Origin of the sequence: Salinarimonas rosea DSM 21201, from assembly GCF_000429045.1 — a bacterium.
GTDB lineage: Bacteria > Pseudomonadota > Alphaproteobacteria > Rhizobiales > Beijerinckiaceae > Salinarimonas > Salinarimonas rosea.
Window position 1 is genome coordinate 1 of sequence record NZ_AUBC01000017.1, and the last position, 26,561, is coordinate 26,561.

At 73.4% G+C, this 26,561-nt stretch carries 26 protein-coding genes and 1 riboswitch; of the genes, 18 read left to right on the top strand and 8 right to left on the bottom strand.

The genetic code is table 11. The annotated features are described in order from the left end of the window. The 5 genes from G407_RS27810 to yajC form a co-directional block, all read right to left on the bottom strand. Nucleotides 1–669: phytoene/squalene synthase family protein (locus tag G407_RS27810; protein WP_043539857.1), on the bottom strand; the 669-nt coding region annotated here is incomplete at its 3' end. 22 nt (nt 670–691) lie between these two features. Next, entirely contained in the window at nt 692–1,093 is a 402-nt protein-coding gene (locus tag G407_RS0114085) for an Mth938-like domain-containing protein (protein WP_029031310.1), read from the bottom strand. A gap of 13 nt (nt 1,094–1,106) precedes the next feature. Next, entirely contained in the window at nt 1,107–2,066 is a 960-nt protein-coding gene (secF, locus tag G407_RS0114090; RefSeq protein ID WP_029031311.1) for a protein translocase subunit SecF, read from the bottom strand. Between the two features lie 15 nt (nt 2,067–2,081). Beyond that, complete coding sequence (gene secD / locus G407_RS0114095) at nt 2,082–3,686, bottom strand: protein translocase subunit SecD (protein WP_029031312.1); 1,605 nt, start codon at nt 3,684–3,686, stop codon at nt 2,082–2,084. Nucleotides 3,687–3,797: 111 nt separating this feature from the next. Further along, on the bottom strand, nt 3,798–4,094 hold the full coding sequence (gene yajC / locus G407_RS0114100) for a preprotein translocase subunit YajC (RefSeq protein ID WP_052341383.1): 297 nt from the start codon (nt 4,092–4,094) through the stop codon (nt 3,798–3,800). Nucleotides 4,095–4,832: 738 nt separating this feature from the next. Here yajC and G407_RS0114105 point away from each other — a divergent pair. The 3 genes from G407_RS0114105 (at nt 4,833) to G407_RS0114115 (ending at nt 7,948) form a co-directional block, all read left to right on the top strand. After that, the gene (locus G407_RS0114105) at nt 4,833–6,536 is read left to right on the top strand and encodes a glycine/sarcosine N-methyltransferase (RefSeq protein ID WP_245259091.1); all 1,704 of its coding nucleotides are present in this window, start codon (nt 4,833–4,835) and stop codon (nt 6,534–6,536) included. Between the two features lie 91 nt (nt 6,537–6,627). After that, on the top strand, nt 6,628–7,518 hold the full coding sequence (locus G407_RS0114110; RefSeq protein WP_029031315.1) for an ATP-binding protein: 891 nt from the start codon (nt 6,628–6,630) through the stop codon (nt 7,516–7,518). A 112-nt stretch (nt 7,519–7,630) separates the two neighbouring features. Then, nucleotides 7,631–7,948 carry a hypothetical protein gene (locus G407_RS0114115; RefSeq protein WP_029031316.1) on the top strand — a complete coding sequence of 106 codons (318 nt, stop codon included), beginning with the start codon at nt 7,631–7,633 and terminating at the stop codon, nt 7,946–7,948. A 16-nt stretch (nt 7,949–7,964) separates the two neighbouring features. On the opposite strand, the gene G407_RS31215 is transcribed toward G407_RS0114115, so the two are convergent. Continuing rightward, complete coding sequence (locus tag G407_RS31215) at nt 7,965–8,891, bottom strand: DMT family transporter (RefSeq protein ID WP_029031317.1); 927 nt, start codon at nt 8,889–8,891, stop codon at nt 7,965–7,967. A gap of 93 nt (nt 8,892–8,984) precedes the next feature. Here G407_RS31215 and G407_RS0114125 point away from each other — a divergent pair, with 93 nt between their 5' ends. The 4 genes from G407_RS0114125 to groL all read left to right on the top strand — a co-directional run bounded on the left by G407_RS0114125 (nt 8,985) and on the right by groL (nt 13,032). Then, nucleotides 8,985–9,842, top strand: a complete 858-nt coding sequence (locus G407_RS0114125) for an AraC family transcriptional regulator (protein ID WP_029031318.1) — start codon at nt 8,985–8,987, stop codon at nt 9,840–9,842. A 72-nt stretch (nt 9,843–9,914) separates the two neighbouring features. Then, on the top strand, nt 9,915–10,823 hold the full coding sequence (locus G407_RS0114130; protein WP_029031319.1) for a DMT family transporter: 909 nt from the start codon (nt 9,915–9,917) through the stop codon (nt 10,821–10,823). Between the two features lie 174 nt (nt 10,824–10,997). Further along, nucleotides 10,998–11,288, top strand: coding sequence for a co-chaperone GroES (groES, locus tag G407_RS0114135; protein WP_029031320.1), 291 nt, complete (start codon nt 10,998–11,000; stop codon nt 11,286–11,288). Nucleotides 11,289–11,379: 91 nt separating this feature from the next. After that, entirely contained in the window at nt 11,380–13,032 is a 1,653-nt protein-coding gene (gene groL / locus G407_RS0114140) for a chaperonin GroEL (protein WP_029031321.1), read from the top strand. Nucleotides 13,033–13,484: 452 nt separating this feature from the next. On the opposite strand, the gene cobU is transcribed toward groL, so the two are convergent. Beyond that, on the bottom strand, nt 13,485–14,021 hold the full coding sequence (gene cobU / locus G407_RS0114145) for a bifunctional adenosylcobinamide kinase/adenosylcobinamide-phosphate guanylyltransferase (RefSeq protein ID WP_052341384.1): 537 nt from the start codon (nt 14,019–14,021) through the stop codon (nt 13,485–13,487). Nucleotides 14,022–14,053: 32 nt separating this feature from the next. Further along, nucleotides 14,054–14,242, top strand: a riboswitch (cobalamin riboswitch). 114 nt (nt 14,243–14,356) lie between these two features. On the opposite strand from cobU, the gene G407_RS0114150 reads away from it, so the two are divergent. Genes G407_RS0114150 through cobJ form a run of 8 tightly spaced genes read left to right on the top strand, consistent with a single transcriptional unit; the run spans nt 14,357 to nt 23,407 of the window. Then, a complete protein-coding gene (locus G407_RS0114150) occupies nt 14,357–14,986 on the top strand; it encodes a HupE/UreJ family protein (protein ID WP_052341385.1) in 630 nt (209 codons plus the stop codon). Nucleotides 14,987–14,993: 7 nt separating this feature from the next. Continuing rightward, complete coding sequence (locus G407_RS0114155) at nt 14,994–15,410, top strand: DUF1636 family protein (RefSeq protein ID WP_029031324.1); 417 nt, start codon at nt 14,994–14,996, stop codon at nt 15,408–15,410. Nucleotides 15,411–15,419: 9 nt separating this feature from the next. Next, nucleotides 15,420–16,454 (top strand): cobalamin biosynthesis protein CobW, encoded by a 1,035-nt coding sequence (cobW, locus tag G407_RS0114160; protein WP_029031325.1) that lies wholly within the window; start codon nt 15,420–15,422, stop codon nt 16,452–16,454. Nucleotides 16,455–16,472: 18 nt separating this feature from the next. Further along, complete coding sequence (gene cobN / locus G407_RS0114165; protein WP_029031326.1) at nt 16,473–19,778, top strand: cobaltochelatase subunit CobN; 3,306 nt, start codon at nt 16,473–16,475, stop codon at nt 19,776–19,778. Continuing rightward, a complete protein-coding gene (gene cobG / locus G407_RS27815) occupies nt 19,775–21,286 on the top strand; it encodes a precorrin-3B synthase (protein WP_043539841.1) in 1,512 nt (503 codons plus the stop codon). Before cobN ends, cobG begins: the two co-directional genes overlap by 4 nt. Beyond that, nucleotides 21,283–21,912 (top strand): precorrin-8X methylmutase, encoded by a 630-nt coding sequence (locus G407_RS0114175; protein WP_029031327.1) that lies wholly within the window; start codon nt 21,283–21,285, stop codon nt 21,910–21,912. Before cobG ends, G407_RS0114175 begins: the two co-directional genes overlap by 4 nt. Continuing rightward, the gene (locus G407_RS0114180) at nt 21,909–22,646 is read left to right on the top strand and encodes a precorrin-2 C(20)-methyltransferase (protein WP_029031328.1); all 738 of its coding nucleotides are present in this window, start codon (nt 21,909–21,911) and stop codon (nt 22,644–22,646) included. The genes G407_RS0114175 and G407_RS0114180 overlap by 4 nt, the downstream gene beginning before the upstream one ends. Next, the gene (gene cobJ / locus G407_RS0114185) at nt 22,643–23,407 is read left to right on the top strand and encodes a precorrin-3B C(17)-methyltransferase (protein WP_029031329.1); all 765 of its coding nucleotides are present in this window, start codon (nt 22,643–22,645) and stop codon (nt 23,405–23,407) included. Before G407_RS0114180 ends, cobJ begins: the two co-directional genes overlap by 4 nt. Here the strand turns inward: cobJ and G407_RS0114190 are convergent. Next, complete coding sequence (locus G407_RS0114190; RefSeq protein WP_084327536.1) at nt 23,389–24,138, bottom strand: cobalt-precorrin-6A reductase; 750 nt, start codon at nt 24,136–24,138, stop codon at nt 23,389–23,391. The two genes, cobJ and G407_RS0114190, sit on opposite strands and share 19 nt — an antisense overlap. Between G407_RS0114190 and G407_RS0114195 the strand changes: the two genes are divergently transcribed. The 3 genes from G407_RS0114195 to cobM are packed head-to-tail and all read left to right on the top strand — an operon-like array spanning nt 24,131 to nt 26,507. Then, on the top strand, nt 24,131–25,360 hold the full coding sequence (locus G407_RS0114195; RefSeq protein WP_029031330.1) for a bifunctional cobalt-precorrin-7 (C(5))-methyltransferase/cobalt-precorrin-6B (C(15))-methyltransferase: 1,230 nt from the start codon (nt 24,131–24,133) through the stop codon (nt 25,358–25,360). The genes G407_RS0114190 and G407_RS0114195 overlap by 8 nt on opposite strands. Beyond that, nucleotides 25,357–25,740: a cobalamin biosynthesis protein gene (locus G407_RS0114200; protein WP_029031331.1), complete on the top strand. Its 384-nt coding sequence runs from the start codon at nt 25,357–25,359 to the stop codon at nt 25,738–25,740. Before G407_RS0114195 ends, G407_RS0114200 begins: the two co-directional genes overlap by 4 nt. Beyond that, a complete protein-coding gene (gene cobM / locus G407_RS0114205; RefSeq protein ID WP_029031332.1) occupies nt 25,737–26,507 on the top strand; it encodes a precorrin-4 C(11)-methyltransferase in 771 nt (256 codons plus the stop codon). Before G407_RS0114200 ends, cobM begins: the two co-directional genes overlap by 4 nt. Nucleotides 26,508–26,561: the final 54 nt, after the last annotated feature.

Below are 26,561 nucleotides of genomic sequence, written 5' to 3' on the forward strand. Positions count from 1 at the left end.
CGCCGCCTGGAGCGGCAGGCCGCCCTCCCCCGCCACGACACGGTCCCGCGTCAGGCCGTGGCGCGCGAGCGTCTCGACCGGGGGCACGTAGAGCCGGCCGCTGCGGACGTGCCAGGGGAAGGACCGCATCAGCCCCGCGATCGCATAGGCGACGCCGCCGTGCCCCGCCGCGTCCGCGTGGCCTGGATCGGCGCCGCCGGCGAGGACCAGGCTCGCGAGGCGCATCAGCACGGAGGAGGTCTCGCCAGCATAGCCTTCGAGATCGTTCACCGTCGCGATCGGGTCCTCGTAGAGATCGTGGACGCGCGCCTCGACGAGGGCGACCAGGGGCGCACGCGGCAGGCGATGGCGCGCGATCGTGTCCTCCAGCGCCACGAAGACCGGGTTGGCGCGCGCTTCCTCGGCCCGCGTCCCCTCCAGCGCGTCGCGCCACCATTGCAGGCGGATCTCGCCCGGCAGGGGCTCGCGCACGCGCTCGGGCACGCGCGCGACCTCGGCCGCGAAGGCGTACAACGCCAGAAGCGCGGGGCGCGCCTCGGCGGGGGCGAAGAGCGTGGCGAGCCAGCGATCGTGATCGTCGCGCCGCACTATGCGCTCGCACTCGCGGGCGTGCGCCGGCGCGTCCGCCGGGAGCGCGCTGCCTCGCGGGGCGGCGGCGTCCTCGCTCATCGCGGCCACCGCGGCGTCCGGATCAGCCGACCGCGAGGAGCGCCGCGCCGACGCGGCGATTCTCGCCGAGCAGGATCGTGAACGTGCGCGCCGCCGCGCCCGTCTGCATCACCTCGACCCGCAGGCCCTTCTCGCGCAGTCCCCACATCACCTCCTCCGGCAGCAGCACGAGGTCCGCCCCGACGCCGACGAGCAGGAGCTCCATCGCCTCCGCCTCCCGGAGAGCTGGGGCGAACGCGGCGAGGGTCAAATCCCCGGGCGTCGCCGCGTCCCAGGCGTGGATGCCCGACGGCAGCGCCAGGATCGAGCCGCGGTGCGACATGTCGGCGAAGCGGAAGCCGCCCGCGCCGTAGGCGTCGATCGTCCAGCGACCGGGGACGAAGCCGTCGTGGAGGCGGCCGCCTCGGGGATCGTCCGCGGGCATGGCGTCGCGCCTCCTACTCCGCGGGCTGAGCCCGCGCCGCCGCCTCCGCCTCGGCGATCTCGCTCGCCGGGCGCACGCCGAGATAGATCAGGATCGGCGCGGCGATGAACACGGACGAGTAGGTGCCGACGACGAGGCCGAAGATCATCGCATAGGCGAAGCCCTTGATCACCTCGCCGCCCAGGATCGCGAGCGCGACGAGGGCGAGGAACGTCGTCACGCCCGTGAGGATCGTGCGCGAGAGCGTGGCGTTGATGGCGACGTCGAGGACCTGGTGGACCGTGAGGCGCTTGTACTTGCGCAGGGTCTCGCGGATGCGGTCGTAGACCACCACCGTGTCGTTGAGCGAGTAGCCGAGGATCGTCAGGATCGCGGCGATCGAGGTCATGTTGAACTCGATCTGCGTGATGGCGAAGAAGCCGATCGTCAGCACGAGGTCGTGCAGCGTGGCGATGACGGCGCCCACCGCGAAGTGCCACTCGAACCGGAACCAGAGATAGACGAGCACGCCGAAGATCGCGAACACGACGCCGAGCGTCCCGGACTGGACGAGCTCGCCGGAGACGCGCGGCCCCACCACCTCGACGCGGCGGAAGGTGTAGTCGTCCTCGAAGGCCGCGCGCAGGTCGGCCACGACCTGCTGCTGCACCTCCTCCTCGGTGAGGTCGTCTCGTGCCTCCTGCACCTGCACGCGCAGCGACACGTCCCGCGGCGTGCCGAACTCCTGCACCTCCACCTGGCCGAAGCCGAGCGCGTTCGCCTCGTCGCGGATCTCGGCGATGTTCGCCGGCCCCTCGCGCGACTGCAGCTCGACGAGCGTGCCGCCGCGGAAGTCGATGCCGAAGTTCATGCCCAGCCCGAAGAAGGCCACGACACAGAGGATCGAGAGCGCCGCCGAGAACGGGAAGCTCCAGCGCCGCCAGTGCATGAAGGAGTACTTCGTCTCGACGGGAATGTAACGGACGAGCCACATGGCCGGTGCTCCTCCTCAGGCCGCGAGCGACTTGGGCCGACGGACCCGGAACCAGGTCGCGACCATCAGGCGGGTGAGGGTGTAGGCGGTGAAGACGGTCGTGATGATGCCGAGCGACAGCGTCACGGCGAAGCCCCGCACCGGGCCGGTGCCGAGGAAGAACAGCACCGCGGCGGCGATCAGCGTGGTGATGTTGGCGTCGAGGATGGTGCCGAGAGCCCGCGAGAAGCCGGTGTCGAGGGACGACACCGCGGAGCGGCCGAGCCGCTCCTCCTCGCGCACGCGCTCGAAGATCAGCACGTTCGAATCGACCGCCATGCCGATCGTGAGCACGATGCCGGCGATGCCGGGCAAGGTCAGCGTCGCGCCCAGCGCGGACAGCAGGCCGAGGATGAGCACGACGTTGACCGTCAGCGAGATCGTGGCGAGCACGCCGAAGAAGCCGTAGGACGCGACCATGAAGAGCACGACGAGGAGCGAGCCGACGATCGCCGCGGTGACGCCCGCGCGGATCGAATCGGCGCCGAGCCCCGGTCCGACCGTCCGCTCCTCGACGATCGTCAGCCGCGCCGGCAGCGCGCCGGCGCGCAGCAGCACCGAGAGATCGTTCGCCTCCTGGACGGAGAACTGCCCCGAGATCTGGCCCGAGCCGCCGGTGATGGGCGACTGCACGCGCGGCGCCGAGATCACGCGATCGTCGAGCACGATGGCGAGCTGGCGGCCGACGTTGCGCGTCGTGGCGTCGCCGAAGCGCTGCGCGCCCGAGACGTTGAAGCGGAAGTTGACGATGGGCTCGTTGGTCTGCTGGTCGAAGGCCGGCTGGGCGTCGATCAGGTCCTCGCCGCCGACGATGATCTGGCGCTCCACCGCGACCGGCTCGCCGCCGAGGTCCTCCGACGGCAGCATCTCGACGTCGCTGTCGCCGGGATTGGCGAGGAAGCGGAACTCGAGCTGCGCCGTCTCGCCGAGGATGGTCTTGAGCCGCTCCGGATCCTGCAGGCCCGGGACCTGCACCAGGATGCGGTCCTCGCCCTGGCGCTGGATGTTGGGCTCGGTCGTACCGAGCGCGTCGACGCGCTGACGCAGGACCTCGATCGCCTGGGTGATCGCGCGCGACACCCGCTCGGTGACGCCGGCCTCCGTGAAGGTCGCGCTGATCAGCCCGCCGGGGCCCTCGGTCACGACGACGGCCGTGCCCGCCTGGCCGATGGCGGCGTTCTCGAGCGGGACCTCGAGCGCGTCGAGCAGCGGCAGCAGCTGCGCGCGTGCCGCCTCGTCCGGAACCCGCAGCTGGACGCCCTGGACGGTCGTCTGGATGCCGCCCTCGAGCGGCGTGCGGGTCTCGCGCAGGGCCTGGCGCACCTCGTCGCGCAGGTTCTGCGCCTCGCGGCGCATCAGCTCCTCGACATCCACCTCGAGCAGGACGTGCGAGCCGCCCTGGAGGTCGAGCCCGAGCACGATGCCCTGGGTCGGAACCAGGAAGGAGGGCACGAAGCTCGGCGTCGCGGCCGCGAGCGCGTCCCGCTGGCTCTGCGACAGCAGGTTCGGCATGGCCAGCAGCATGCCGAAGGCGACCGCCGCCAGGATGGCGATCGTGGTCGAGGTCTTGAAGCGCAACATTCCCGAACGAACCTTCCTCTCGCGCCCGAGGCCCGGCGCCGGCGCATATGGGCTCGGCGCGGTCCCGGGCGCACGGCCCGAGCACCCGGCCTCAGCCGGCCGAATCGCCGCTCACTTGTCGATCTTCACCGGCTCGCTCTTCGAGCGGACCTCGGTGACCATCCCGCGAATGACGCGCACCCGTACGCCCTCGGCGATCTCGACCTCGATCTCGGCGTCGTCGACCACCTTGGAGATCTTGCCGACGATGCCGCCGGACGTGACCACCTGGTCCCCGCGGCGCAGCGCCTTCACCATCTCCTGATGCGCCTTCACCCGCCTCTGCTGCGGGCGAATGATCAGGAACCACATGATGACGAAAATGAGGATGAAGGGGACGAGCTGCAGGAAGACGTTGGGATCACTCATGGCACGCAGGCTCCATTCGGAAGCGCGCGGCGCGGCCCGCGCCGGCGGCGCTGATCGGAGGGCACGCATCCGCTCGAGGAGGTCGGAAAGCGGCGCGGACTATAACGGCGAAGCGCGCGAAAGCAATTCGCGCGCTTCGCGCGGCGGTGGACGGGCCGCGCGACGCGCGCGCGCGTCGCAGGGGACGAGAGGCGAGCGCGGCCCGCACCGCAGCGAGGGCCGGAGAGCGTGGTTCGCGTGACACAGAAGAGCCGCGCCGCGCCAGCGATTTCGGCGGCTTCCCGTCGGGCACCGAGGCTATCCGCAGAGGGTCGGCGAAGTCTCCTGAAGCGCTTGCAGCGTAGTGGTTTACAAGCGAGCGGGACGCCGACGAGCCGCGCTCAGCGCTCGACTTCGCTGCATCGCCCCAAATTCTGTGTGATCGTCCCTCATAGCACAAAGAAATTCGAGATGTAAGCCTGACAATTCCTGCACAGCGGCGTAGTGTCCTATCCGTCCAGCGCGTGGATCTCGCCGCCCGTTCGAGCCCGCCCCACCGGCGGCTCCCCGCGGCTCGCCTCGGGGCACTGCGGCCTCGCCGCGGTTCCACCGCCCGCCCGACCGGCACCGTCCGGTCGCCACGCGCACCAGCCGATGCGCGGCAGCTGCCGCGTTCCGCAACGGCCGCCCGGCCGCGCCCGCACCCGTGGGCGCGGGGGGGCCCGGCCGCTCGAAGAACGACGACGGAAGGAAGACGCCATGACCGCCCGCATGACGACCGCGCGCAGGCTCGGGAACGCGGAGATCGTGCCGCAGGAGCAGCTGTACGGCGACGACCCGCTCGCCAAGCGCGAGACCGGCCACTACAAGGCCGAGTACGTGAAGAGCTTCGTCGAGAAGTGGGACGAGCTGATCGACTGGGAGGCGCGCGCCGAGAGCGAGGGCGACTTCTTCATCGACGTGCTGCGCTCGCGCGGCAAGCACAAGATCCTCGACGTCGCCTGCGGCACCGGCTTCCACTCCGTGCGCCTCACCCAGGCGGGCTTCGACGTCACCTCCGTCGACGGCTCGGCCGCGATGCTGGCGCAGGCGTTCGAGAACGCCAAGGCCCGCAACATGATCCCCAAGCTCGTCCAGGCCGACTGGCGCTGGCTCAACCGGGACATCCAGGGCAAGTACGACGCCATCATCTGCCTCGGCAACTCGTTCACCCACATCCACGACGAGGCCGACCGACGCCGGGCGCTGGCTGAGTTCTACGCCGCGCTCAAGCACGACGGCATCCTGATCCTCGACCAGCGCAACTACGACGTCATCCTCGATCAGGGCTTCTCGACGAAGCACAAGTTCTACTATTGCGGCGACCGCGTGAGCGCCGAGCCGGAATACGTCGACGAGGGCCTGGCGCGCTTCAAGTACACCTTCCCGGATGCGTCCGAGTACACGCTCAACATGTTCCCGCTGCGCAAGGCCTACACCCGCCGGCTGATGGAGGAAGCAGGCTTCCAGCGCATCCGCACCTACGGCGACTTCCAGGAGACGTTCGAGGACACCGAGCCCGACTTCCTCATCCACGTCGCCGAGAAGGCCTTCGTGCGCGCCGACACGCCCTCGACGCCGCCCGCGATCGCGACGGGGGGCGAGAAATCGGTGAGCCGCATCACGGAGGACTATTACGACAGCCCCGAGGCGGACAATTTCTACTTCAACATTTGGGGCGGCGAGGACATCCATGTCGGGATGTACGAGGACACGCCGGACATCCGGACCGCCAGCCGTCGCACCGTCGAGACGATGGCCGAGCGGCTGACGAACCTCTCCGAGCGCACCCGCGTCCTCGACATCGGCGCCGGCTACGGCGGCTCGGCGCGCTGGCTCGCGAAGACCCACGGCTGCGACGTCGTCTGCCTCAACATCTCGGAGGCTCAGAACGACACCAACCGCTTCCTCAACCGGCGCCAGGGCCTCGCCCGCCTGGTGAACGTGGTGCACGGCTCGTTCGAGGACATCCCGCGCCCGGATTCCTCCTGCGACGTGGTCTGGTCGCAGGACGCGATCCTGCACTCGGGCGACCGCGAGAAGGTGTTCGAGGAGGTGAGGCGCGTGCTGCGCCCGGGTGGCGAGTTCGTCTTCACCGACCCGATGCAGGCCGACGACGTGCCGGACGGCGTGCTGCAGCCGGTCTACGACCGCATCCACCTGCGGAGCCTCGGCTCCTTCGGCTATTATCGGGCGCTCGCGGAGCGGCTCGGCTTCGAGACGCTCTCGCTCGACGATCGCACGCCGAACCTGCGCCGGCACTACGAGCGGGTGGGCGAGGAGCTGCGGGCACGCTACGACGAGATCGTCGCGGTCTCCTCGGCCGCCTTCGTCGACCGCATGCTGGTCGGGCTCGACAATTGGGTGAAAGCGGCCGATTCGGGCTGGCTCGCCTGGGGCGTCCTGCACTTCCGCAAGCGCTGACGCGCCCGCCGCGGCGGGGGCGGGCGAATTGCCCCCGCCTGCCGGCTCGGCTAAGCACCGGACGCGCATCGCGCCAGGGGAGCGCATCCGGATGACCGCCGACACGCCAGACCTATCCGAGCTCGCAGGCCTCGCCCGTCGCATCGCCGAGGCGCTGGAGCGCATCGCTCCGCCGGCGCCCGCGCCGTTCGACCCGACGGCCGCGGACGCCTTCGTCTGGAAGCCGGACGGCGGGCGCCTCGCGCCGGTGGCGAAGGTCAACCGCGTTGCGCTCGCGCTGCTCCACGGCATCGACCGGGTGCGCGACACGCTGATGGACAACACGCGGCGCTTCGCCGACGGCCTGCCGGCGAACAACGCGCTCCTGTGGGGCGCGCGCGGCATGGGCAAGTCGTCGCTCGTCAAGGCGGTGCACGCCGAGGTGAATGCCGCGGCGGGCCCGGGCACCGGGCGGGCGCCCCTCAAGCTCGTCGAGATCCACCGCGAGGACATCGAGAGCCTGCCCGACTTGATGAACCTGGTGCGCCCGGACGCCCACCGCTTCCTCGTCTTCTGCGACGATCTCTCCTTCGACGCCGACGATACCTCCTACAAGGCGCTCAAGGCCGTGCTCGAGGGCGGCGTCGAGGGCAGGCCCGAGAACGTGCTGTTCTACGCGACCTCGAACCGCCGCCATCTGATGCCCCGCGACATGGTCGACAACGAGCGCGCCACCGCCATCAACCCCGGGGAGGCGGTGGAGGAGAAGGTCTCGCTGTCGGACCGGTTCGGGCTCTGGCTCGGCTTCCACAAGTGCTCGCAGGACGAGTACCTCGCCATGGTCTTCGGCTATTGCGACGCGCTCGGGCTGCCCGGCGTCGATCGCGACGCGGTGCGGCGCGAGGCGCTGGAATGGGCGACGACGCGCGGCGCGCGCTCGGGACGCACCGCCTGGCAGTACATCCAGGACCTCGCAGGGCGCATGGGGCATCGGCTCGGATGAGCCTCGCGCACCGGCACGCGAACGGCTAAGCTCGCGCGACCCGAACCCGGCCCGCGCTCGCGGGTTGGGAGAGGCCGCGTGCCCGACGGCGCGCTTCCCCGAGGCCAGCACGATGACCCGCACCGCCCTCTCCTCCTTCGCGCGCCTCCAGCGCCCCTGGCTCGACCTCTGGCTCGCCTCCGCGCGCCTCGGGCTCGAATCGCAGGCGGTCGTCGGCCTGCGGCTCTTCGGCATGGCGACGGGCGCGCTGCCCGCCGCCCGCGAGGCGGGGCTGATGGTGCCCGAGAAGCTCGGCGCTCTCGCCGACGCGCAGTACCTCGTCGCCCGCGCCGCCCTCACCGGCCGCGGTCCCGCCACCGCCGAGGACGTGGTGCGGCTCTACCGCCGGCGCGTGCGCGCCAATCGCCGGCGGCTGACGCGGGCGGGGTGAGGCGCTCGGACGGGCGTCAGCCCCGCTGCACCAGCACGACGCCGACGAGCGCGAGCCCCATCGCCGCGAGGATCGCCGGCGAGGGCACAGTCGCGAAGGCGATCGCGGTGAGTCCCGCACCCCAGATCGGCACGAGGTTGAGGAACACCGCCGCGCGGGCCGGCCCGACGGCGGCGACCCCGCGCGACCAGAGCCAGAAGGCGACGAGGGTCGCGAGCACGCCCATGTAGAGCACGGCGGCGACGTCGAAGGGCCGCATCGCGGCGATCTCGCCCGGGACATCCGAGACGATCGCCGCCGCCGGCGCCAGCATCAGCGCGCCGAGCACCAGGCTCCAGCCGGTCAGCACGGACGCGGCATGCCTGGCCAGCGCCCGCTTCACCGCGATCGTGTAGAGTGCCCACACGATCGCGGCGGCGACGAAGAGGAGATCGCCCGGCAGCGTCCCGGCGGCGAAGCGCCAGCCCGCCTCCCGCGCCTCCGGCCCGACCACGACGAGCACCGCCGCGAAGGCGCAGGCGAAACCGAGCGCGTGCCCGCGCCGGACCGGCAGGCGCAGCAGCGCGAACGAGAGCGCCGCCGTCCAGGCCGGCGTCGTCGCGATGATCACGAGCCCGTGCAGCGGCGTCGAGAGGTCGAGCGCGATCGTGAACAGGATGTTGTAGGCGAACACGCCGAGGAAGCCGATCCCGGCGAAGAGCACGAGGTCCGCGCCGCTCGCCCGCGCGAAGCGCCGCGTCGCCGCCACCACCACGCCGACCGCCACCGCACCCACCGCGAACCGCGCCGCCGCGAGGAAGACCGGATCGAGCACCTCGAGCGAGATCTTGCCCGCCACGAACACGCCCGCCCAGAGCAGCGTCGCGAGGGCGAGCCGTGCGTAGGTGGCGAGCGGCGCGCCCGGCGCCGCCGGGCTCGCGTCTCGTGCGTTCCCGCCCGTCATGCCCGCCTCCCGTGCGCGATCGACTTTGCTGCCGGCGGCGGCTGGGGCATGCTCGCCCCGCGTCCCGCGCCGGACCATCCGCGGAGAGAGGACATGCACGAGACGGCCCTGCCCGGTCTTGAACGATCGTGCGCGACGGCGGGCGACGCGATCCGCCTCGGCACCGGCACGCCGGGCGTCGAGCGCATAGCCGCCCGCTTCGCCGGCCGGGCCTACGAGCCGCATCGGCACGATTCCTACGCGATCGGGCTCACGCTCGGCGGCGTCCAGAGCTTCGACTACCGCGGGACACGGGCGGACGGCCTCGCGGGCTGCGCCCTCGTGATCCATCCCGACGAGCGCCACGACGGGCGCGCGGGCGACGCTGGCGGCTTCGTCTACCGCATGGCCTACGTCGAGCCACGGCTCGTGCTCGCGGCCGCCGGGGGACGGCTCGGCGCCCTGCCCTTCCTGCGCGATCCCGTCTCGCGCGACCCGCGCCTCGTCGCGGCCGTGCGCGGCCTCCTCGACGACCTCGACGCGCCGCTCGAGCCGCTCGCCGCCGACGCCGCGCTGGCGGCGCTCGCGGACGCGCTCGTCGCCCTCGACCCCTCCGCGGCTCGCCGCCCGACGCCGCCCGGCATCGCGGCCGCGGTGGAGCGGGCGCGCGACCACCTCGCCGCTCGTGCGAGGGAGGCGGCGGCGCCCGTCCGCTCGCAGGCGCTCGAGGCGCTCACCGGGCTCGACCGCTACACGCTCGCCCGTCAGTTCCGCCGCCGCTACGGCACGAGCCCGTACCGCTACCTCGTCCTGCGTCGTCTCGGGCACGCCCGCACGGCGATCCGCGCCGGCACGCCGCTGGCCGAGGCCGCGCTCGACGCCGGATTCGCCGACCAGAGCCACCTGACCCGGCAGTTCAAGAAGGCCTACGGGATCACGCCGGAGCGGTGGCGGCGGATGATCTCCGCGTGAGCGGCCGCAGAGGCCTTACGCGTCGCCCCGGTGCATGCGAGAAGATCGCTTCCCTCGACCGGACCCGGCCCCATGCCCCCACCCACCCTCGACGCGGCCCCCGCCTCCCTCCCGCGTGCGATCCGCGACGCCGTGCTCGGCATCGGCCTTCTCTCCGCGATGGACGCCGCCGTGAAGCTCGCGACCGCGAGCCTGCCGGTCGTGCAGGTGACGTTCCTGCGCTTCGCCTTCGGAGCTATGGCGATCGCGGTGGCGGTCGCCTGGACGCGCCCGCGAGTCCCGACCCTCGAGGCGCTGCGGATCAACTTCGTGCGCGGGCTCCTCGTCGTCGCGACGGGCCTCAGCTTCTTCACTGCGCTCTCCCGCCTGCCGCTCGCCGAGGCGACGGCGCTCTCCTTCCTCGCGCCGAGCTTCATGGCGCTGTTCGGCGCGATCTTCCTGAAAGAGCGTGTCGGCGGCCGCGCGCTGGCGGCGCTCGCCATCGGCTTCGCCGGCATGCTGGTCATCGTCTTCGGGCAAGGCGGCTTCGGGCAAGGCGAGCTTCCGGGCGGATCCGCTTCGGGCGTAGGGCTCGATCCGCTGGGCGTCGTCGCGGGGCTCGCGGCGGCGGTGTTCTACGCGCTCGCCATGGTGCTGGTGCGCGCCCGCGCCCGGATCGACGGCGTCGTCACCATCGTGGCGCTCCAGCACCTGTTCCCGGCCCTCGTGCTCGCCGGCCCGGCGGCCTTCGTCTGGCAGCCCCTGACCGGCGATCTCGTCTGGCTGTTCGGCCTCGTGGGCACGCTCGGCGTCGGCGGCCACCTGCTGCTCGCCCGCGCCTTCCGCTCGGCCGAGGCCGCACGCATCGCGCCGATCGACTACACGGCGCTGGTCTGGGCGGCGGCGCTGGGGCTCGTGCTCTTCGGGGAGGTGCCCGGCCTCGCGACGCTCGCCGGCGCGGTGCTGATCGTCGCGGGGGCGGTGGTGGCCTCGCGGCGGTGAGGCGCGCGACGGCCGCGCGTCGACCGACCCCCGTCCTTGACAACACGCCGCATCCCGCCTATCTCGCGAGCACGCTTTGGCACTCCCTTCGCGCGAGTGCTAACAGCCCCGAGCAACCCGGACAGCGGGCGTGTTCTAGACGAGCACGTTCCGCCTGCATAGAGGACGCCACCCATGAACTTCCGTCCCCTGCACGACCGCGTCGTCGTCCGCCGTATCGAGGCGGAGGAGAAGACGAAGGGCGGGATCATCATCCCGGACACCGCCAAGGAGAAGCCCCAGGAGGGCGAGATCGTCGCCGTCGGCCCCGGCGCCCGCGACGAGACCGGCAAGGTCCAGCCGCTCGACGTCAAGGCCGGCGACCGCGTGCTGTTCGGCAAGTGGTCCGGCACCGAGGTCCGCATCGACGGCCAGGATCTCCTCATCATGAAGGAGAGCGACATCATGGGCGTCGTCGCCGCGTAACGCGCTCCCGCCGCATCGTCCGATCACAGGGTCCCGCGCGCGCCGGCTCCACCGAGCCGCCCCGGGGCCGCAAACCCAAGGATTTGAGCACATGGCAGCCAAGGAAGTGAAGTTCTCGGCCGACGCCCGCGAGCGCATGCTGCGCGGCGTCGACATCCTCGCCGACGCGGTGAAGGTGACGCTGGGCCCGAAGGGCCGCAACGTCGTCATCGAGAAGTCGTTCGGCGCGCCGCGCATCACCAAGGACGGCGTCACCGTCGCCAAGGAGATCGAGCTCTCCGACAAGTTCGAGAACATGGGCGCGCAGATGGTGCGCGAAGTGGCCTCGAAGACGAACGACCTCGCCGGCGACGGCACGACCACCGCGACGGTGCTCGCCCAGTCGATCGTCAAGGAAGGCGCCAAGGCCGTGGCCGCGGGCATGAACCCGATGGACCTCAAGCGCGGTGTCGACATGGCCACCGCCGCGGCGGTCGCCGACATCCAGTCGCGCGCCCGCAAGGTCGCCTCGACGGGCGAGGTCGCCCAGGTCGGCACCATCTCCGCCAACGGCGACGCGCTGATCGGCGAGATGATCGCCAACGCGATGCAGAAGGTCGGCAACGAGGGCGTCATCACGGTCGAGGAGGCGAAGACCGCCGAGACCGAGGTCGACATCGTCGAGGGCATGCAGTTCGACCGCGGCTATCTCTCCCCGTACTTCATCACGAATGCGGAGAAGATGATCGCCGAGCTCGACGATCCCTACATCCTCATCCACGAGAAGAAGCTCTCCTCGCTGCAGGCGATGCTGCCGATCCTCGAGTCGGTCGTGCAGTCGGGCAAGCCGCTGCTGATCGTCGCCGAGGACATCGAGGGCGAGGCGCTCGCCACGCTCGTCGTCAACAAGCTGCGCGGCGGCCTGAAGGTCGCGGCCGTCAAGGCTCCGGGCTTCGGCGATCGCCGCAAGGCCATGCTCGAGGACATCGCCATCCTCACCGGCGGCACCGCCGTCTCCGAGGACCTCGGCATCAAGCTCGAGAACGTGACCCTCGAGATGCTCGGCCGCGCCAAGCGGGTGCGCATCGAGAAGGAGAACACCACGATCATCGACGGTGCCGGCTCGAAGGACGACATCGAGGCCCGCGTCGCCCAGATCAAGGCGCAGGTCGAGGAGACCACCTCGGACTACGACCGCGAGAAGCTCCAGGAGCGCCTGGCCAAGCTCGCCGGCGGCGTCGCGGTGATCCGCGTCGGCGGCGCGACCGAGGTCGAGGTCAAGGAGAAGAAGGACCGCGTCGACGACGCGCTCAACGCCACCCGCGCGGCGGTCGAGGAAGGCATCGTCCCCGGCGGCGGCGTCGCGCTTCTGCGCGCCAAGACCGCGGTCGCCAAGCTGACGTCCGACAACCCGGACATCCGCGCCGGCATCAAGATCGTGCTGCGCGCGCTCGAGCAGCCGATCCGCCAGATCGCCGAGAACTCCGGCGTCGAGGGCTCGATCGTGGTCGGGAAGATCCAGGAGAACGCCTCCGAGACCTTCGGCTTCAACGCCCAGACCGAGGAGTACGTCGACATGCTGCAGGCCGGCATCGTCGACCCCGCCAAGGTCGTGCGCACGGCGCTGCAGGACGCCTCCTCCGTGGCGGGCCTGCTGATCACCACCGAGGCGATGATCGCCGAGGCTCCCAAGCGCGAGTCCGCCGGCGGCGGTGGCGGCGGCGGCATGGGTGGCATGGGCGGCATGGGCGACATGGGCTTCTGAGCCCGGCGCCCGTCCCGCACGTCGCGGAACGAGCCTGCGAGGAGGCCCCCGGGGAGACCCGGGGGCCTTTCTCGTGCCGGCGTCGTCCGGACAGGATCTCCCCGGGACGGCCGTGCAGTTCCGGGGCCGAAAGAAGCGCGCGGTAGCGATGGGAGTCGACGTCGTCCAGGATGCTCGTCCTTCCCTGTAGGGGAAGGTGGATCGCCGCGAAGCGGCGAGACGGATGGGGCGCGCGGGACGCGCGTTCGGCGCAGCCGAAGGGCGACGGCGGCAGCGGACACGGTGTTTTTCCGCTTCGCGGAACGCGTCGCTCCGCTCCGCGCCCCATCCGTCACGCAGCCATCGGCTGCGCGCCACCTTCCCCTACAGGGAAGGACGACGCAGGCATTCGCGTCGCGCACTAGCGCGTTCTTCGATGCCGCGAACTCCGCGCGCAGACGGGCGCGCGCCCCTCACTTCACCCGCATCGGCAGCCCCGCGACCATGAACGTCACGGCGTCCGCCTGCGCGGCGAGCCGCTGATGCAGCCTCCCCGCCTCGTCCCGGAAGCGCCGTGCGAGGGCGTTGTCGGGCACGATGCCGAGCCCGACCTCGTTCGAGACGAGCACTACCGGCCCGGGCGCGTCCCGGCACGCCGCCTCGAGCGCGGCACCGGCCGCCGCCGGGTCGCGCTCCGCCAGAATCAGGTTCGTCACCCACAGCGTCAGGCAATCGACCAGGATCGGCGCACGCGACGGCCCCTCGCGGATCGCCTCGGGCAGCGCGAGCGGGGCGTCGCGCGTGATCCAGCCTTCCGGGCGGCGGGCGCGGTGCTCGGCTATGCGCGCCTCCATCTCCGAATCGAAGGCCTGGGCGGTCGCCACGTAGACCCACGGCGGAGGGCACGCCTCGACCAGCGCCTCCGCATGCCGGCTCTTGCCGGAGCGTGCGCCGCCCAGCACGAACGAGAGGCGGGGCAAGGGCTTGCGTACGGGCTTCTCCGAGGTCATGCGCGAGGCCGTTGAAGTTCGAGGGCGCGACGGCTAATCATGATTGCGACGGTGCCCCGGAGACGGGGTGAAAAGGGAATGCGGTGAGACACCGCAGCTGCCCCCGCAACTGTGAGCGGAGAGCCCGTCGCTCTCATAGTCCACTGGGTTCGCCCCGGGAAGGCTGAGCGACGAGGCCGCGACCCGCGAGCCAGGAGACCTGCCGTCACCAGCTTTCATGGGCTTTCCGGCCGGGGTGCGCCGGGGAGTTCGCCGGCCGATCGGCATCCGCCGCCGGCCGCGTCTCTCCGTGGAAGCGAGAAGCACGAGCGCCGCGGGCGCCGACGGAGAGCGACATGACCGGACGAAGCACTTTCGAGACCCGTATCCTCCTGATCGCCGCGGGCCTCCTCGCCGCGACGCCGGCGCTCGCCCACCACCCGATGGGCGGCACGACGCCGTCGACCTTCACGGAGGGCCTGCTCTCCGGCTTCGGTCATCCGATCATCGGCGTCGACCACCTCGCCGCGCTGCTCGCAGTCGGCCTGATCTCGGCGCGCTTCGGGCGGGCCTTCACGCTGCCGGGCGCCTGGCTGCTGGCGATGGTCGCGGGCGTGGGCCTCCACGTGGCCGCCGTCGACCTGCCGCTCGGCGAGGTGCTGGTGGCGCTCTCGGTCGTGGGGCTCGGCGTCGTCGCGGCCCTGCGCCCGACCCTGCCACTGGCCGCCGCCGCCTCGCTGTTCGCCCTCGCCGGCCTGATCCACGGCCATGCGCTGGCGGAGATGATCATCGGCGCGGAGACGACCCCGCTCGCCGCCTACCTCGCCGGGCTCGTCGCCGTCCAGGGCGCGATCATGGTCGGCGTGTCGCTCGTCGCCCAGCCCCTGTGGGCCGGCGTGACGCTGGCCGCCCCCACGCAGCTGCGCATGGCCGGCGTGGCGGTGGCCGTCGTCGGGGCCGGCTTCCTCGTCACCGGCCTCGCCTGAGCGCCCCATGACCGTTTCCCCCGAAGACATCGTCCTGCACGTCTGCGCCACCTGCCGCCCCCAGGGTGGCCCCGACGCGACCGAGGATCGGCCGGGCTCGATCCTCCAGCGCGGGCTGGAGGATGCGCTCGCCGCCCGCGCGACGGCGGGCGCACCCCTGCCGGTGCGGGTCGAGGCCGTGGCGTGCCTCTCCGTCTGCAAGCGACCGTGCACGGTCGCCGTGACGGCGCCGGGCCGCTGGACCTACGTCTGGGGCGATCTCGACCCGGCGGCGCACGTCGAGGAGATCCTCGACGGGCTCGCGCGCTACGCCGAGACGGCCGATGGCATCGTGCCCTGGCGCGAGCGCCCGCAGATCTTCAAGAAGGGCGTCGTCGCCCGCATTCCCCCGTTTCCGGCGCCCCGCACCGCGGCCGCCGAGTAGGAGCCAGCCATGGCGAACCTGTCGAAGATACCCTGCACGGTCCTCACCGGCTTCCTCGGCGCCGGCAAGACCACCCTCGTGCGCCATCTCGTCGAGAACGCCGGGGGGCGCCGCCTCGCCGTGCTCGTCAACGAGTTCGGCGATCTCGGCTTCGACGGCTCGTTCCTCGAGGGCTGCGGCATCGAGGGCTGCACCGCCGACGACATCGTCGAGCTGCCCAACGGCTGCATCTGCTGCACGGTCGCCGACGATTTCGTGCCCGCCCTGACGAAGCTCCTGGACCGCGCGAACCCGCCCGAGCACATCCTGATCGAGACGTCGGGCCTCGCGCTGCCGAAGCCGCTGGTCAACGCCTTCAACTGGCCCGCCATCCGCTCGCGGGTGACGGTCGACGGCGTCGTCGCGGTAGTGGACGGGCCGGCGGTGGCGGCCGGGCTCTTCGCGCACGATCCCGCGAAGCTCGCCGCCCAGCGCGCCGACGACGCCTCCGTCGACCACGACAACCCGCTCGAGGAGGTGTTCGAGGACCAGCTGCTCTGCGCCGACGTCGTCGTCCTCAACAAGGTCGACGCCATGTCCGTCGACGAGCGCCGCCGCGTCGTCGCCGACATCCGCGAGCACCTGCCGCGCGCCGTCGAGATCCTCGAGGTCGCCCACGGCAAGGCCGAGCCGGCGGCGCTGATCGGCCTCGGCGCGGCCGCGGAGAGCGACCTCGCGGCGCGCCCCTCGCACCACGACGACGCGGGCGAGCACGACCACGACGACTTCGAGAGCGTCGCCATTCCCATCGCAGCGGTGGAGAGCCCCGACGACCTGCTGCGTCGTGTGGCGAAGGCCGCCGAGGTCGCGGGCGTGCTGCGCATCAAGGGCTTCGCCGAGGTGACGGGCAAGCCGATGCGCCTCGTCGTCCAGGGCGTCGGCACCCGCGTGTCGCAGAGCTACGACCGGCCCTGGAAGCCGGGCGAGGCGCGCGGCGGCTCCCTCGTCGTCATCGGCCTGCACGACTTCGACCGCGCCGCGGTCGAACGCGCGCTCGCCGGCTGAGGGCGCGGGCGCCGCGCCATGCACCTCCTCCCGGCGAGCACGATCTCCCTCGACGACGGCGAGGCCGCCGTCGACCTGGCTCAGCCGCCGGGGGACGTCGTCGTGCTCTCCTTCGCCGACTCGGACCTCTCCGCGCTCGCGGCCGCGCGGGCGGGAGCGCCGGACGGGGTCTCCGTCCGGCTCGCCTCGCTCAGGCGCCTGAAGCACCCGCTCTCGGTGGATCTCTACGTGGACAACACCGCGGCGAAGGCGCGCTTCGTGCTGGTGCGCTGCCTCGGCGGGCTCGACTACTGGCGCTACGGGGTGGAGCGGCTCGCCGAGGCGGCGCGGGCGAACGGCATCGCGCTCGCGGTGATCCCCGGCGACGACCGGCCGGACCCGCGGCTGGCGGACCTCTCCACGGTGCCGGCGGCCTGCTGCGATGCGCTGGAGGCGTACTTCACGGCCGGCGGGGTCGAGAACATGGGCCGGCTGCTGAGCGGCATCGACGCCTGGCTGACCGGCCGGCGCGATGCGATCGCGCCCCCGATCCCGACGCCGCGGGGCTTCGCCTGGTCGCCCGAGCACGGGCCGGAAGAGCCGGAGGCCGCCCTCGCCCGGCTGCCGGCGGACCGGCCGCTCGCGCCGATCCTGGTCTACCGGTCCGCGATCCTCGCCGGCGAGACCGGGCCGGCCCGGGCGCTGTCGGAGGCGCTGGCGGATCGCGGGCTCGCGCCGCTGGTGCTCGCCGTGGCGAGCCTGAAGGACCCGGAGCCCGTCGCCGTCGTGCGCCGGGCGCTCGCCGCACGCAAGCCCGCCGTGATCCTGGCGACCACCGCCTTCTCCGCGCGCGACGGCGCCGGCTTCGTGCTCGACGCCGCCGATTGCCCGGTCCTGCAGGCGATCCCCGTCGGCACCACGCGCGAGGCCTGGGCCGGCTCCGAGCGGGGGCTGTCCGCCGCCGATCTCGCCATGCAGATCGCCCTGCCCGAGTTCGACGGCCGCATCGTAGCGGGCCCGATCTCCTTCAAGGCGGACGCCGAACCCGACCCGGCGCTGGCCTTCGCGCGCCGCGAGAGCGCGCCCGATCCGGCCGGGATCGCCTCGGGGGCGGATCAGGCCGCCGCCTGGGCGCGGCTCGCGGCGACGCCGCGGGCGCAGCGGCGGCTGGCGCTGATCCTGTCCGACTACCCCGCCCGCGGCGGGCGGACCGGGTTCGCGGTGGGTCTCGACACGCCCGCGAGCGCGGTCGCGATCCTCGATCTGCTGCGCGAGGCCGGCTACGACGCGGCGCGAGCCGTGGACGCCAACACGCTGATTCCGCACCTTCTTTCCGGCGCGGAGACGCTGCGCATCCCCCTCCCCTGGTACGAGGCCCGGCTCACCGAGCTCCCCGCGGCCCGCCGCGCGGAACTCGCCGAGACCTGGGGCGCGCCGGAGGACGATCCGGCCTGCGACGGCGACGCCTTCGTGTTCCGCGTGGTCCGCGCCGGCAACGTGGTGATCGCCCTCCAGCCCGATCGCGGGCGCGGCGACCGCAAGGCGTCCTACCACGACCCGAACCTGCCCCCGACCCACGCCTACCACGCCTTCTACGCGGCGCTGCGCGAGATCGAGCGGATCGACGCGCTCGTCCATCTCGGCACCCACGGCACCACCGAATGGCTCCCCGGCAAGGCCGTGGCGCTCGCGCCCGACGACTGGCCGCGGCTCCTCGCCGGCGCGACGCCCGTCGTCTATCCCTTCGTCGTCGACGATCCCGGCGAGGCGGCGCCCGCCAAGCGGCGGATCGGGGCGGTGACGATCGGGCACCTGACGCCGGACGTCGCCGAGTCCGGGATCGACGGCGAGCATACGGGGCTCAAGGAGCGGGTGGAGGAGTTCTCCTCCGCCCAGGTGCTCGACCCGCGCCGCGCCGCCCTCGTCGCCGCCGACATCCTCGAGCGCGCCCGCGCGAACGGCCTCGCGGAGGCCTGCGGCGTCGATGCGGACACGCCGATGGACGAGGCGCTGACCCGGCTCGACGCGCATCTGTGCGACATCGGCGAGGCGGCCTTCCGCGACGGGCTGCACGTCTTCGGCGTCTCGGGCGATCCCGCGAGCGCCGCCGGCGAGCGGGCGGGGCTGCTCGCCGCCCTCGACGGCCGCTTCGTCGCGCCCGGGCCCGCGGGCTCGCCCTCGCGCGGGCGCCTCGACGTGATGCCGACGGGGCGCAACCTCACCACCCTCGACCCCCGCGCCATCCCCACCCGTGCCGCCGCCGAGCTCGGCGCGCGCGCCGCCGCCGAGATCGTGCGCCGGCATCTGCAGGAGGAGGGCGACCATCCGCGGCGCATCGTCATGGACCTCTGGGCCTCGCCGACGCTGCGCACGGGGGGCGAGGACATCGCCCAGGCGTTGGCGCTGATGGGCGTCGTGCCCGTCTGGGACCACGCCACGACCCGGGTCGGCGGCTTCGAGATCGTGCCCATCGCGAAGCTCGACCATCCGCGCGCCGACGTCACCGTGCGCGTCTCCGGCGCCTTCCGCGACACCTTCCCCGACCAGCTCGCGCTGATCGACCAGGCCGCCCGCGCGGTCGCGGCGCTCGAGGAGGCGGACGACTGGAACGCGCTCGCCGCCGCACGCCGCGCCGGCGCATCTCTCGCCCGCGTCTTCGGCCCGGCGCCGGGAGACAACGGAGCCGGCGTCGCGAGCCTGGCGCTCGACGGCAGCTGGGAGACCCGCGCCGATCTCGGCCGCGCCTACCTCGCCAACACCTCCCACGCCTACGGGGCGGGCGGCGCGGGCACGGCGGAAGCGTCGTTCGACGCGCGCGTCGCGGCCGCCGACGCCTTCGTCCACACGACCGACGTGGCCGAGCGCGACCTCCTCGACGGCGACGCCATTCCCGACAGCGTCGGCGGCTTCGCGGCCGCCGCCGAGACGCTCGGCGCCGCGCCCGTCCTCTACAGCCTCGACACCACCCGCGCCGCCCCGAAGGCGCGCACGCTCGCCGAGGACATCGACCGGATCGTGCGCGGGCGCCTGACAAACGGCCGCTTCATCGACGGCTGCCTGCGCCACGGCTGGCGCGGGGCGGCGGAGCTGGCGCAGGGGGTCGACGCGCTCTACGCCTTCGCCGCGACGACGGATGTCGTCTCGAGCCACGCCTTCGAGGCGGTGTTCGCGGCGCTGGTCGCGGACGAAGCGGTCAACGCGCGGCTGCGCGAGGCGAACGCGCCGGCGGAGGCCGCGATCCGCGACCGCCTGTCGGACGCGCTGCGGCGGGGCCTGTGGGTGACGCGGTCGAACTCGGTCGCCACAGCGCTCGCAGCCGACGGAACCCGGGAGGCGGCGGAATGAGCGCGCCCTCGCTGCGACGCGGATGGTGCCCCGGGGCGCGCCGCCCGATGGAGACGGGCGACGGCCTCCTCGTGCGCGTCCACCCGCCGCGGGGGATCCTCTCGGCGGCGCAGGCGCGCGCCCTCGCGGACGCGGCGGAGGCCTGCGGCAACGGCCTCCTCGACGTCACGGCGCGCGGCAACCTGCAGATCCGCGGCGTGAGCGAAGCGACGCATCCCGCTGTGCTGGAACGACTTTCGGCGACCGGCCTGCTGGAGGGGGAGGCCGAGGGACCCTATCGCCTGACGCTCGTCTCGCCGCTCGCGGGCATCGACCCGGCGGAGGCGTTCGACGCCGCGGCCCTGGCCGCCGAGATCGAGGAGCTGGTCGGGAACGCGGCTTCTGGCCTGCCGGCGAAGTTCCACGTGGCGGTCGACGGCGGAGGGGCGCTGCCGCTGGAGCCGGGGGCGGACGTGTGGATCGCCCCGGCGGAGGGCGGCGTGGCGATCGGGCTCGCCGAGGGGGACGGCTATGCCTGGGTGGCCCCCGTACCGCTGGCCGAGGCGGCGAACAGGGTCGCACGCGCCGTCGAGGGCTTCATCCGCCATCGCGGCGACGCGCGGCGCATGCGGAACACGCCGCCCGAGGCCGCCGAGGCGATCGCGACTGCGACGGCGCGGACGCCGTCCTCCTCCTTCCCTGTAGGGGAAGGAGGCTCGGCGAAGCCGAGACGGATGGGGCGCGCGGGACGCGCGTTCGGCGAAGCCGAAATCGACGGGCGAGACGGGCTGCCGCCGGGGCTTCCGCTTCGCGGAAAGCGTCGCTTCGCGCCGCGCCCCATCCGTCACGCCGCCTACGGCGGCGCGCCATCTTCCCCTACAGGGAAGGAGAACGTCAGCGTCGGTCCTCCTGTCCCATCGACTCGTCTCCGAGGGGAAGCGGAACACGCGTTCGGCCTTGACCGCGCCGCGGGTTTCATCGCAAAGGGCGCCCTTCTGCTCGCTCTTCCCTTCGGGCGCGCGACGGCAAAACAATTGCGCGCGGCGGCGGGGTGGAGCGTGGCGCACGGCGCCGGCGAGCTGCGCCTGTCCTTCACCCGCGGCGTGCTGATCCCGCATCTGACACCTGCCGCCGCCGACAGCATCATCGCGGAGGCACGAGCCCTCGGCTTCGTCACCGACCCCGCCGACCCGCGCCTCGCCCTCGTCGCCTGCCCCGGCGCGCCGGCCTGCGGGCGCGCGCACTCCGCCGCGCCGCAGGACGCCCTCGCGCTAGCGGAGGCCGTCCGTCCTCTCGCGGACGCGGGCGCACGCATCCACGTCTCCGCCTGCCCGAAGGGCTGCGCGCATCCCCGCACGGCGGATCTCACCCTGGTCGGACGCGCCGACGGGCGCTACGACGTGATCCCCGGCGGCACGGCGGGCGAGGCACCCGTCGCCGCCCTCCCCCTGCCCACCATCGCCGCGATCCTGCGGCGCACGAGCGACCCGCGCGGCCTCGCCGCCGCCTTCGGAGACCACGAGACGTGAGTGCGTATGACTACATCCGCGACGGCGGCGCGATCTACGCGCGCTCCTTCGCGATCATCCGCGCCGAGGCCGATCTCGCCCGGTTCGAGGGCGCGGCCGAGCGGGTCGTCGTGCGCATGATCCACGCCTGCGGCATGACCGACCTGCCGAAGGACGTGGAAATGTCGCCGGATTTCGCGGAGGCCGGGGTCGCCGCCCTCGCCCGCGGCGCGCCGATCCTGTGCGACGCCAAGATGGTCGCGAACGGCGTCACCCGCGCGCGGCTGCCCGCCGGCAACGCGGTGGTCTGCACCCTCGACGACCCGCGCACGCCGGACCTCGCCGAGGCCATCGGCAACACCCGCTCGGCCGGCGCCATGGAGCTGTGGCGCGATCACATCGAAGGCGCCGTCGTCGCCATCGGCAACGCGCCGACCGCGCTGTTCCGGCTGCTGGAGCTCCTCGACGCCGGCTGGCCGCGGCCGGCGGCGGTGATCGGCATCCCCGTCGGCTTCGTCGGCGCGGCGGAATCGAAGGAGGCGCTGGCGAGGGACGGCCGTGTGCCCTTCGTCGTGGTCCACGGACGGCGCGGCGGCTCGGCCATGACGGCCGCGGCGATCAACGCGCTGGCGAGCGCCGTCGAATGAGCGCGCGCGCCGCCATCGTCGGCATCGGCCTCGGGCCGGGCGACCCGGACCTGATGAGCGTGCGCGCCCGCGCGGCGCTGGAGGGCGCGGATCGGCTCGCGCACTTCTGCAAGGCCGGCCGACGCGGCAACGCCCGCACCATCGCCGACGCCGTGGTCGGGGCGGACCCGGCGCGGGAGATCGCGATGGTCTATCCGGTGACGACCGAGATTCCCATCGAGGATCCCGCCTATGCCGAGGCGCTCGCCGCCTTCTACGAGGACTGCGTCGCGCGCCTCCTCGACGAGGTCGCCGCAGGGCGCAGCGTCGGCGTGCTGTGCGAAGGCGATCCGTTCTTCTACGGCTCCTGGATGCATCTCTGGCGGCGCCTGCGGGAGCGCCTGTCGGTGGAGACCATCCCCGCGATCACCGCCATGTCCGGCGCCTGGACCGCCGCCGGCGCGCCGATCACCTGGGGCGACGACGTTCTCACCGTGCTGCCCGGCACGCTCCCCGCCGCCGAGCTGGCGCGGCGCCTCGAGGACACCGACGCCGCCGTGATCATGAAGCTCGGCCGCAACTGGCCGAAGGTCCGCGGTGCGCTCGCCGAGGCCGGGCTCACGGGCCGGGCGGTCTACGTCGAGCGCGCCACGATGGACGGCGAGCGGATGATCCCCGTGGCGGAGGTTCCCGACGATCACGTCGCACCGTATTTCTCCCTCGTGATCGTCCCCGGCGAAGGGAGGCGGCCGTGACCGGACGGCTCACGATCATCGGCCTCGGCCCGGGCGGTCCCGACTGGATCACGCCCGCTGCCACGCGCGCGCTCGACGAGGCCACGGATGTCGTCGGCTACGGCCCCTACGTCGACCGCCTGCCGGACCGCCCCGGCCGGACCAAGCACGCCTCCGACAACCGCGTCGAGCTCGACCGCTCGCGGCACGCGCTGACCCTGGCGGCCGAGGGCCGGCGGGTCGCCGTGGTCTCCGGCGGCGATCCGGGCGTCTTCGCCATGGCGGCGGCGGTGTTCGAGGCGCTGGAGGCGGGCGATCAGGCCTGGCGGGCGCTCGACATCCGGGTGGAGCCCGGCATCTCGGCGATGCTCGCGGCCGCCGCCCGGCTCGGCGCGCCGCTCGGTGGCGATTTCTGCGCGATGTCCCTCTCCGACAATCTCAAGCCGTGGGAGGTCGTCGAGAAGCGGCTTCGCCTCGCGCTCGAGGCGGATCTCGCCGTCTGCCTCTACAACCCGATCTCCAAGGCCCGCCCCTGGCAACTCGGTCGCGCCTTCGAGATCGTCCGCGAGATCCGTGCGCCGGAGCACTTCATACTCCTCGCCCGCGCCGTCGGTCGCCCGGACGAGCGGCTCACCATCCGCACGGTCGGCGAGGTGCGGGCGGAGGAGGCCGACATGGCGACGCTCGTGATCATCGGCGCCTCGACGACGCGGCTGATCGCGCGCCCCGACGGGGAGCGCCCCTGGGTGCTCACGCCGCGCAGCTACGGAGCGCCGGCATGAACCCACTCCAGCCACTCGAGCGCCTGCTCCGGGGTCGCCACCGCCTGGACGCCCTCCGGGCGCGGCGGGCGGTCGACCACGATCACCGGCAGGCCGAGCGTGCGGGCGGCGTCGAGCTTCGGGCGGGTGGCGGCGGCGCCGGAATTCTTGGTGACGAGCACGTCGATGCGCTCGGTCTCCATCAGCGCCCGCTCGGCGGCATCGTCGAAGGGCGGGCGGTGGCGGATCTCGACGAGATTCGGCAGGGCGACCTCCCCGATGGGATCGATCGTGCGCACGAGATAGGCGTGCTGCGGCGCGGCCTCGAATCCGGCGAGCTCCAGGCGCCCCACCGTGAGGAATACGCGTCGCGGCGCCTCGCCCAGCGCGGCGACGGCCCCGGCCATGTCCGCCACGGTCGTCCAGCGGTCGCCGGGGCCGGGCGTCCATTCCGGGCGCACGAGCGCGAGGAGCGGGACGCCGGCGATGCGGCAGGCCTCGGCCGCGTTGCGCGACATCCGCGCGGCGAACGGGTGCGTCGCGTCCACCACGGCGCGGATGCCCTCGCTCCGCAGGTGGGCCACGAGCCCCTCCACGCCGCCGAAGCCGCCGATGCGCGTCGGCAGCGGCGCGGCGCGTGGGGCGCTGGTGCGGCCGGCGAGGGAGAGGATCGCGGGCAGGTCCGGGCGCCCCGCCAGCAGATGCGCGAGCCCGGTCGCTTCCGTGGTGCCGCCGAGAAGGAGGATGGTCATGCCCGACATATCCTCTGACGGACGCTGGCTGTCCATCGTGGGGATCGGCGAGGACGGCCGCGCCGGCCTCTCCCCCGCCGCCGCGGCCGCACTCGACGGGGCCTCGCTCGTCGTCGGCGGCGCGCGCCACCTGGCGCTCGCCGCGCCGCTCGCGGCCGAGACCCTGACCTGGCCGAGCCCCATCACCGAGGGCTACGCGGTGGTCGAGGCCCGCCGCGGGCGCCCGACCTGCGTGCTCGCCACTGGCGATCCGTTCCATTACGGCGTCGGCGCGGAGCTGGCGCGCCGCATCCCCGCCGACGAGATCGCCGCCTATCCGCAGCCCTCCGCCTTCTCGCTGGCGGCGGCGCGGCTCGGCTGGTCGCTGCCGGAGACGGCGTGCGTGAGCCTGCACGGTCGCAGCTTCGAGCGGATCGTGCCGCATCTCCAGCCCGGCGCGCGCATCCTCGCGCTCTCCTGGGACGAGACCACGCCCGGCCGGCTCGCGGCGCTCCTGGCCGAGCGCGGCATGGGCGGCTCGGAGATCGTCGTCCTCGAGGCGATGGGCGGGCGGCGCGAGCGGATGCGCCTCGCCCGTGCGGAGGACTTCGCGCTCGAGGGCATCGACCCGCTCAACACGGTGGCGATCCGCGTCGCCGCCGGACCGGACGCGCAGGTCGTGCCCCTCGCCCCGGGACGCGACGACGCCTGGTACGAGAGCGACGGCCAGCTCACCAAGGCCGAGATCCGCGCCGTCACCCTGTCGGCGCTCGCGCCGCGCGCGGGCGGGCTGCTGTGGGACATCGGCGCGGGCTCGGGCTCGATCGGCATCGAATGGATGCTCGCGCATCCGGCGAACCGCGCCATCGCGGTCGAGGCGCGGCCGGACCGGGCGGCGCGGATCGCCCGCAACGCGGCGCGGCTGGGCGCGCCCGACCTTCGCATCGTCGACGGCCCCGCGCCGGACGCGTTGGCCGCCCTGCCCGCGCCGGACGCGGTCTTCATCGGCGGCGGCGCGACCGTTCCCGGCGTCGTCGAGGCCGCCTGGGCGGCGCTCGCCTCCGGCGGGCGGCTCGTGATCAACGCCGTGACGCTCGAGACCGAGGCGCGCCTCGCCGCGCTCCATGCGGAGCACGGCGGCACGATGCGCCGGCTCGCGGTCTCGCGGCTGGAGCCGGTCGGCGGCATGCACGGCTGGCGCGCGGCGATGCCGGTGACGCAGTGGATCGGGGTGAAGCCGTGATCGTCGCGGGCGTCGGCTTCTCCTCCGCCGCGAGCGCGGCCGAGATCGCAGAGATCGTCCGCGAGGCGCAGGCGCGCGCCGATGCGCGCGTCGACCGCCTCGCCACCGCACAGGCCCGCGCGGCGCTCCCCGCCTTCGCGCAGGCGGCGGCGCGCCTTCGCCTGCCGATCGAGGCGGTGCCGCCCGAGGTCCTGCGCGGGGCGTCCGGCGGGGTCGTCTCCTGCTCGACGCGGGCACAGGCCGCCCACGACGTCGGCTCCGTCGCCGAGGCGGCGGCGCTCGCCGCGGCGGGTGCGGGCGCGACGATCGTCCTCGCCCGCATCTCCGGCGCGCGGGTCACCTGCGCGCTGGCGCGATCCGCGGAGGAGGTGCCGCGATGACGGTGCACTTCATCGGCGCCGGCCCCGGCGCGGCGGACCTGATCACCGTGCGCGGGCGCGCGCTCGTCGAACGCTGCCCGGTCTGCCTCTTCGCCGGCTCGATCGTTCCGCCCGAGATCCTGGCCTGGTGCCCGCCGGGCGCGCGCATCGTCGACACCGCGCCGCTCGATCTCGACGCCATCCTCGCCGAGATCGAGGCTGCGCATGCGGCCGGCGAGGACGTGGCGCGGCTGCATTCCGGGGATCTCTCGGTGTGGAGCGCCATGGGCGAGCAGATCGCGGCGCTGGACGCCCGCGGCATCCCCTGGACGGTCACCCCCGGCGTCCCCGCCTTCGCCGCCGCCGCCGCTGCGCTCGGGCGCGAGCTGACGGTGCCGGAGGTGGCGCAGTCCGTCGTGCTCACCCGCACGCCCGGCCGCGCCTCGCGGATGCCGGAGACCGAGCGACTCACGACCTTCGCGCAGACGCGTGCGACGCTGGCGATCCATCTCTCCATCCACCGCATCGAGGACGTCGTCGACGACCTGCTGCCCGCCTACGGCCCGGATTGCCCCGCGGCCGTCGTCTGGCGCGCGTCGTGGCCCGACGAGCGGGTGATCCGCGCGCCGCTCTCGGGGCTCGCCGCCGCGGTGCGCGCGGCGCGGCTGGAGCGCACGGCGCTGATCCTCGTCGGCCCGGCGCTCGCCGGCGCAGGCGAGGCCCGCTCGCGCCTCTACGCGGCGGACTACGACCGGCGCTTCCGGCCGGGATGGGAGGGCGGCGAATGAGGCGCATGCCGCTCCCGCATCCTCCCCGGAGGGGAGGAGTCCGCGCGCAGCGCG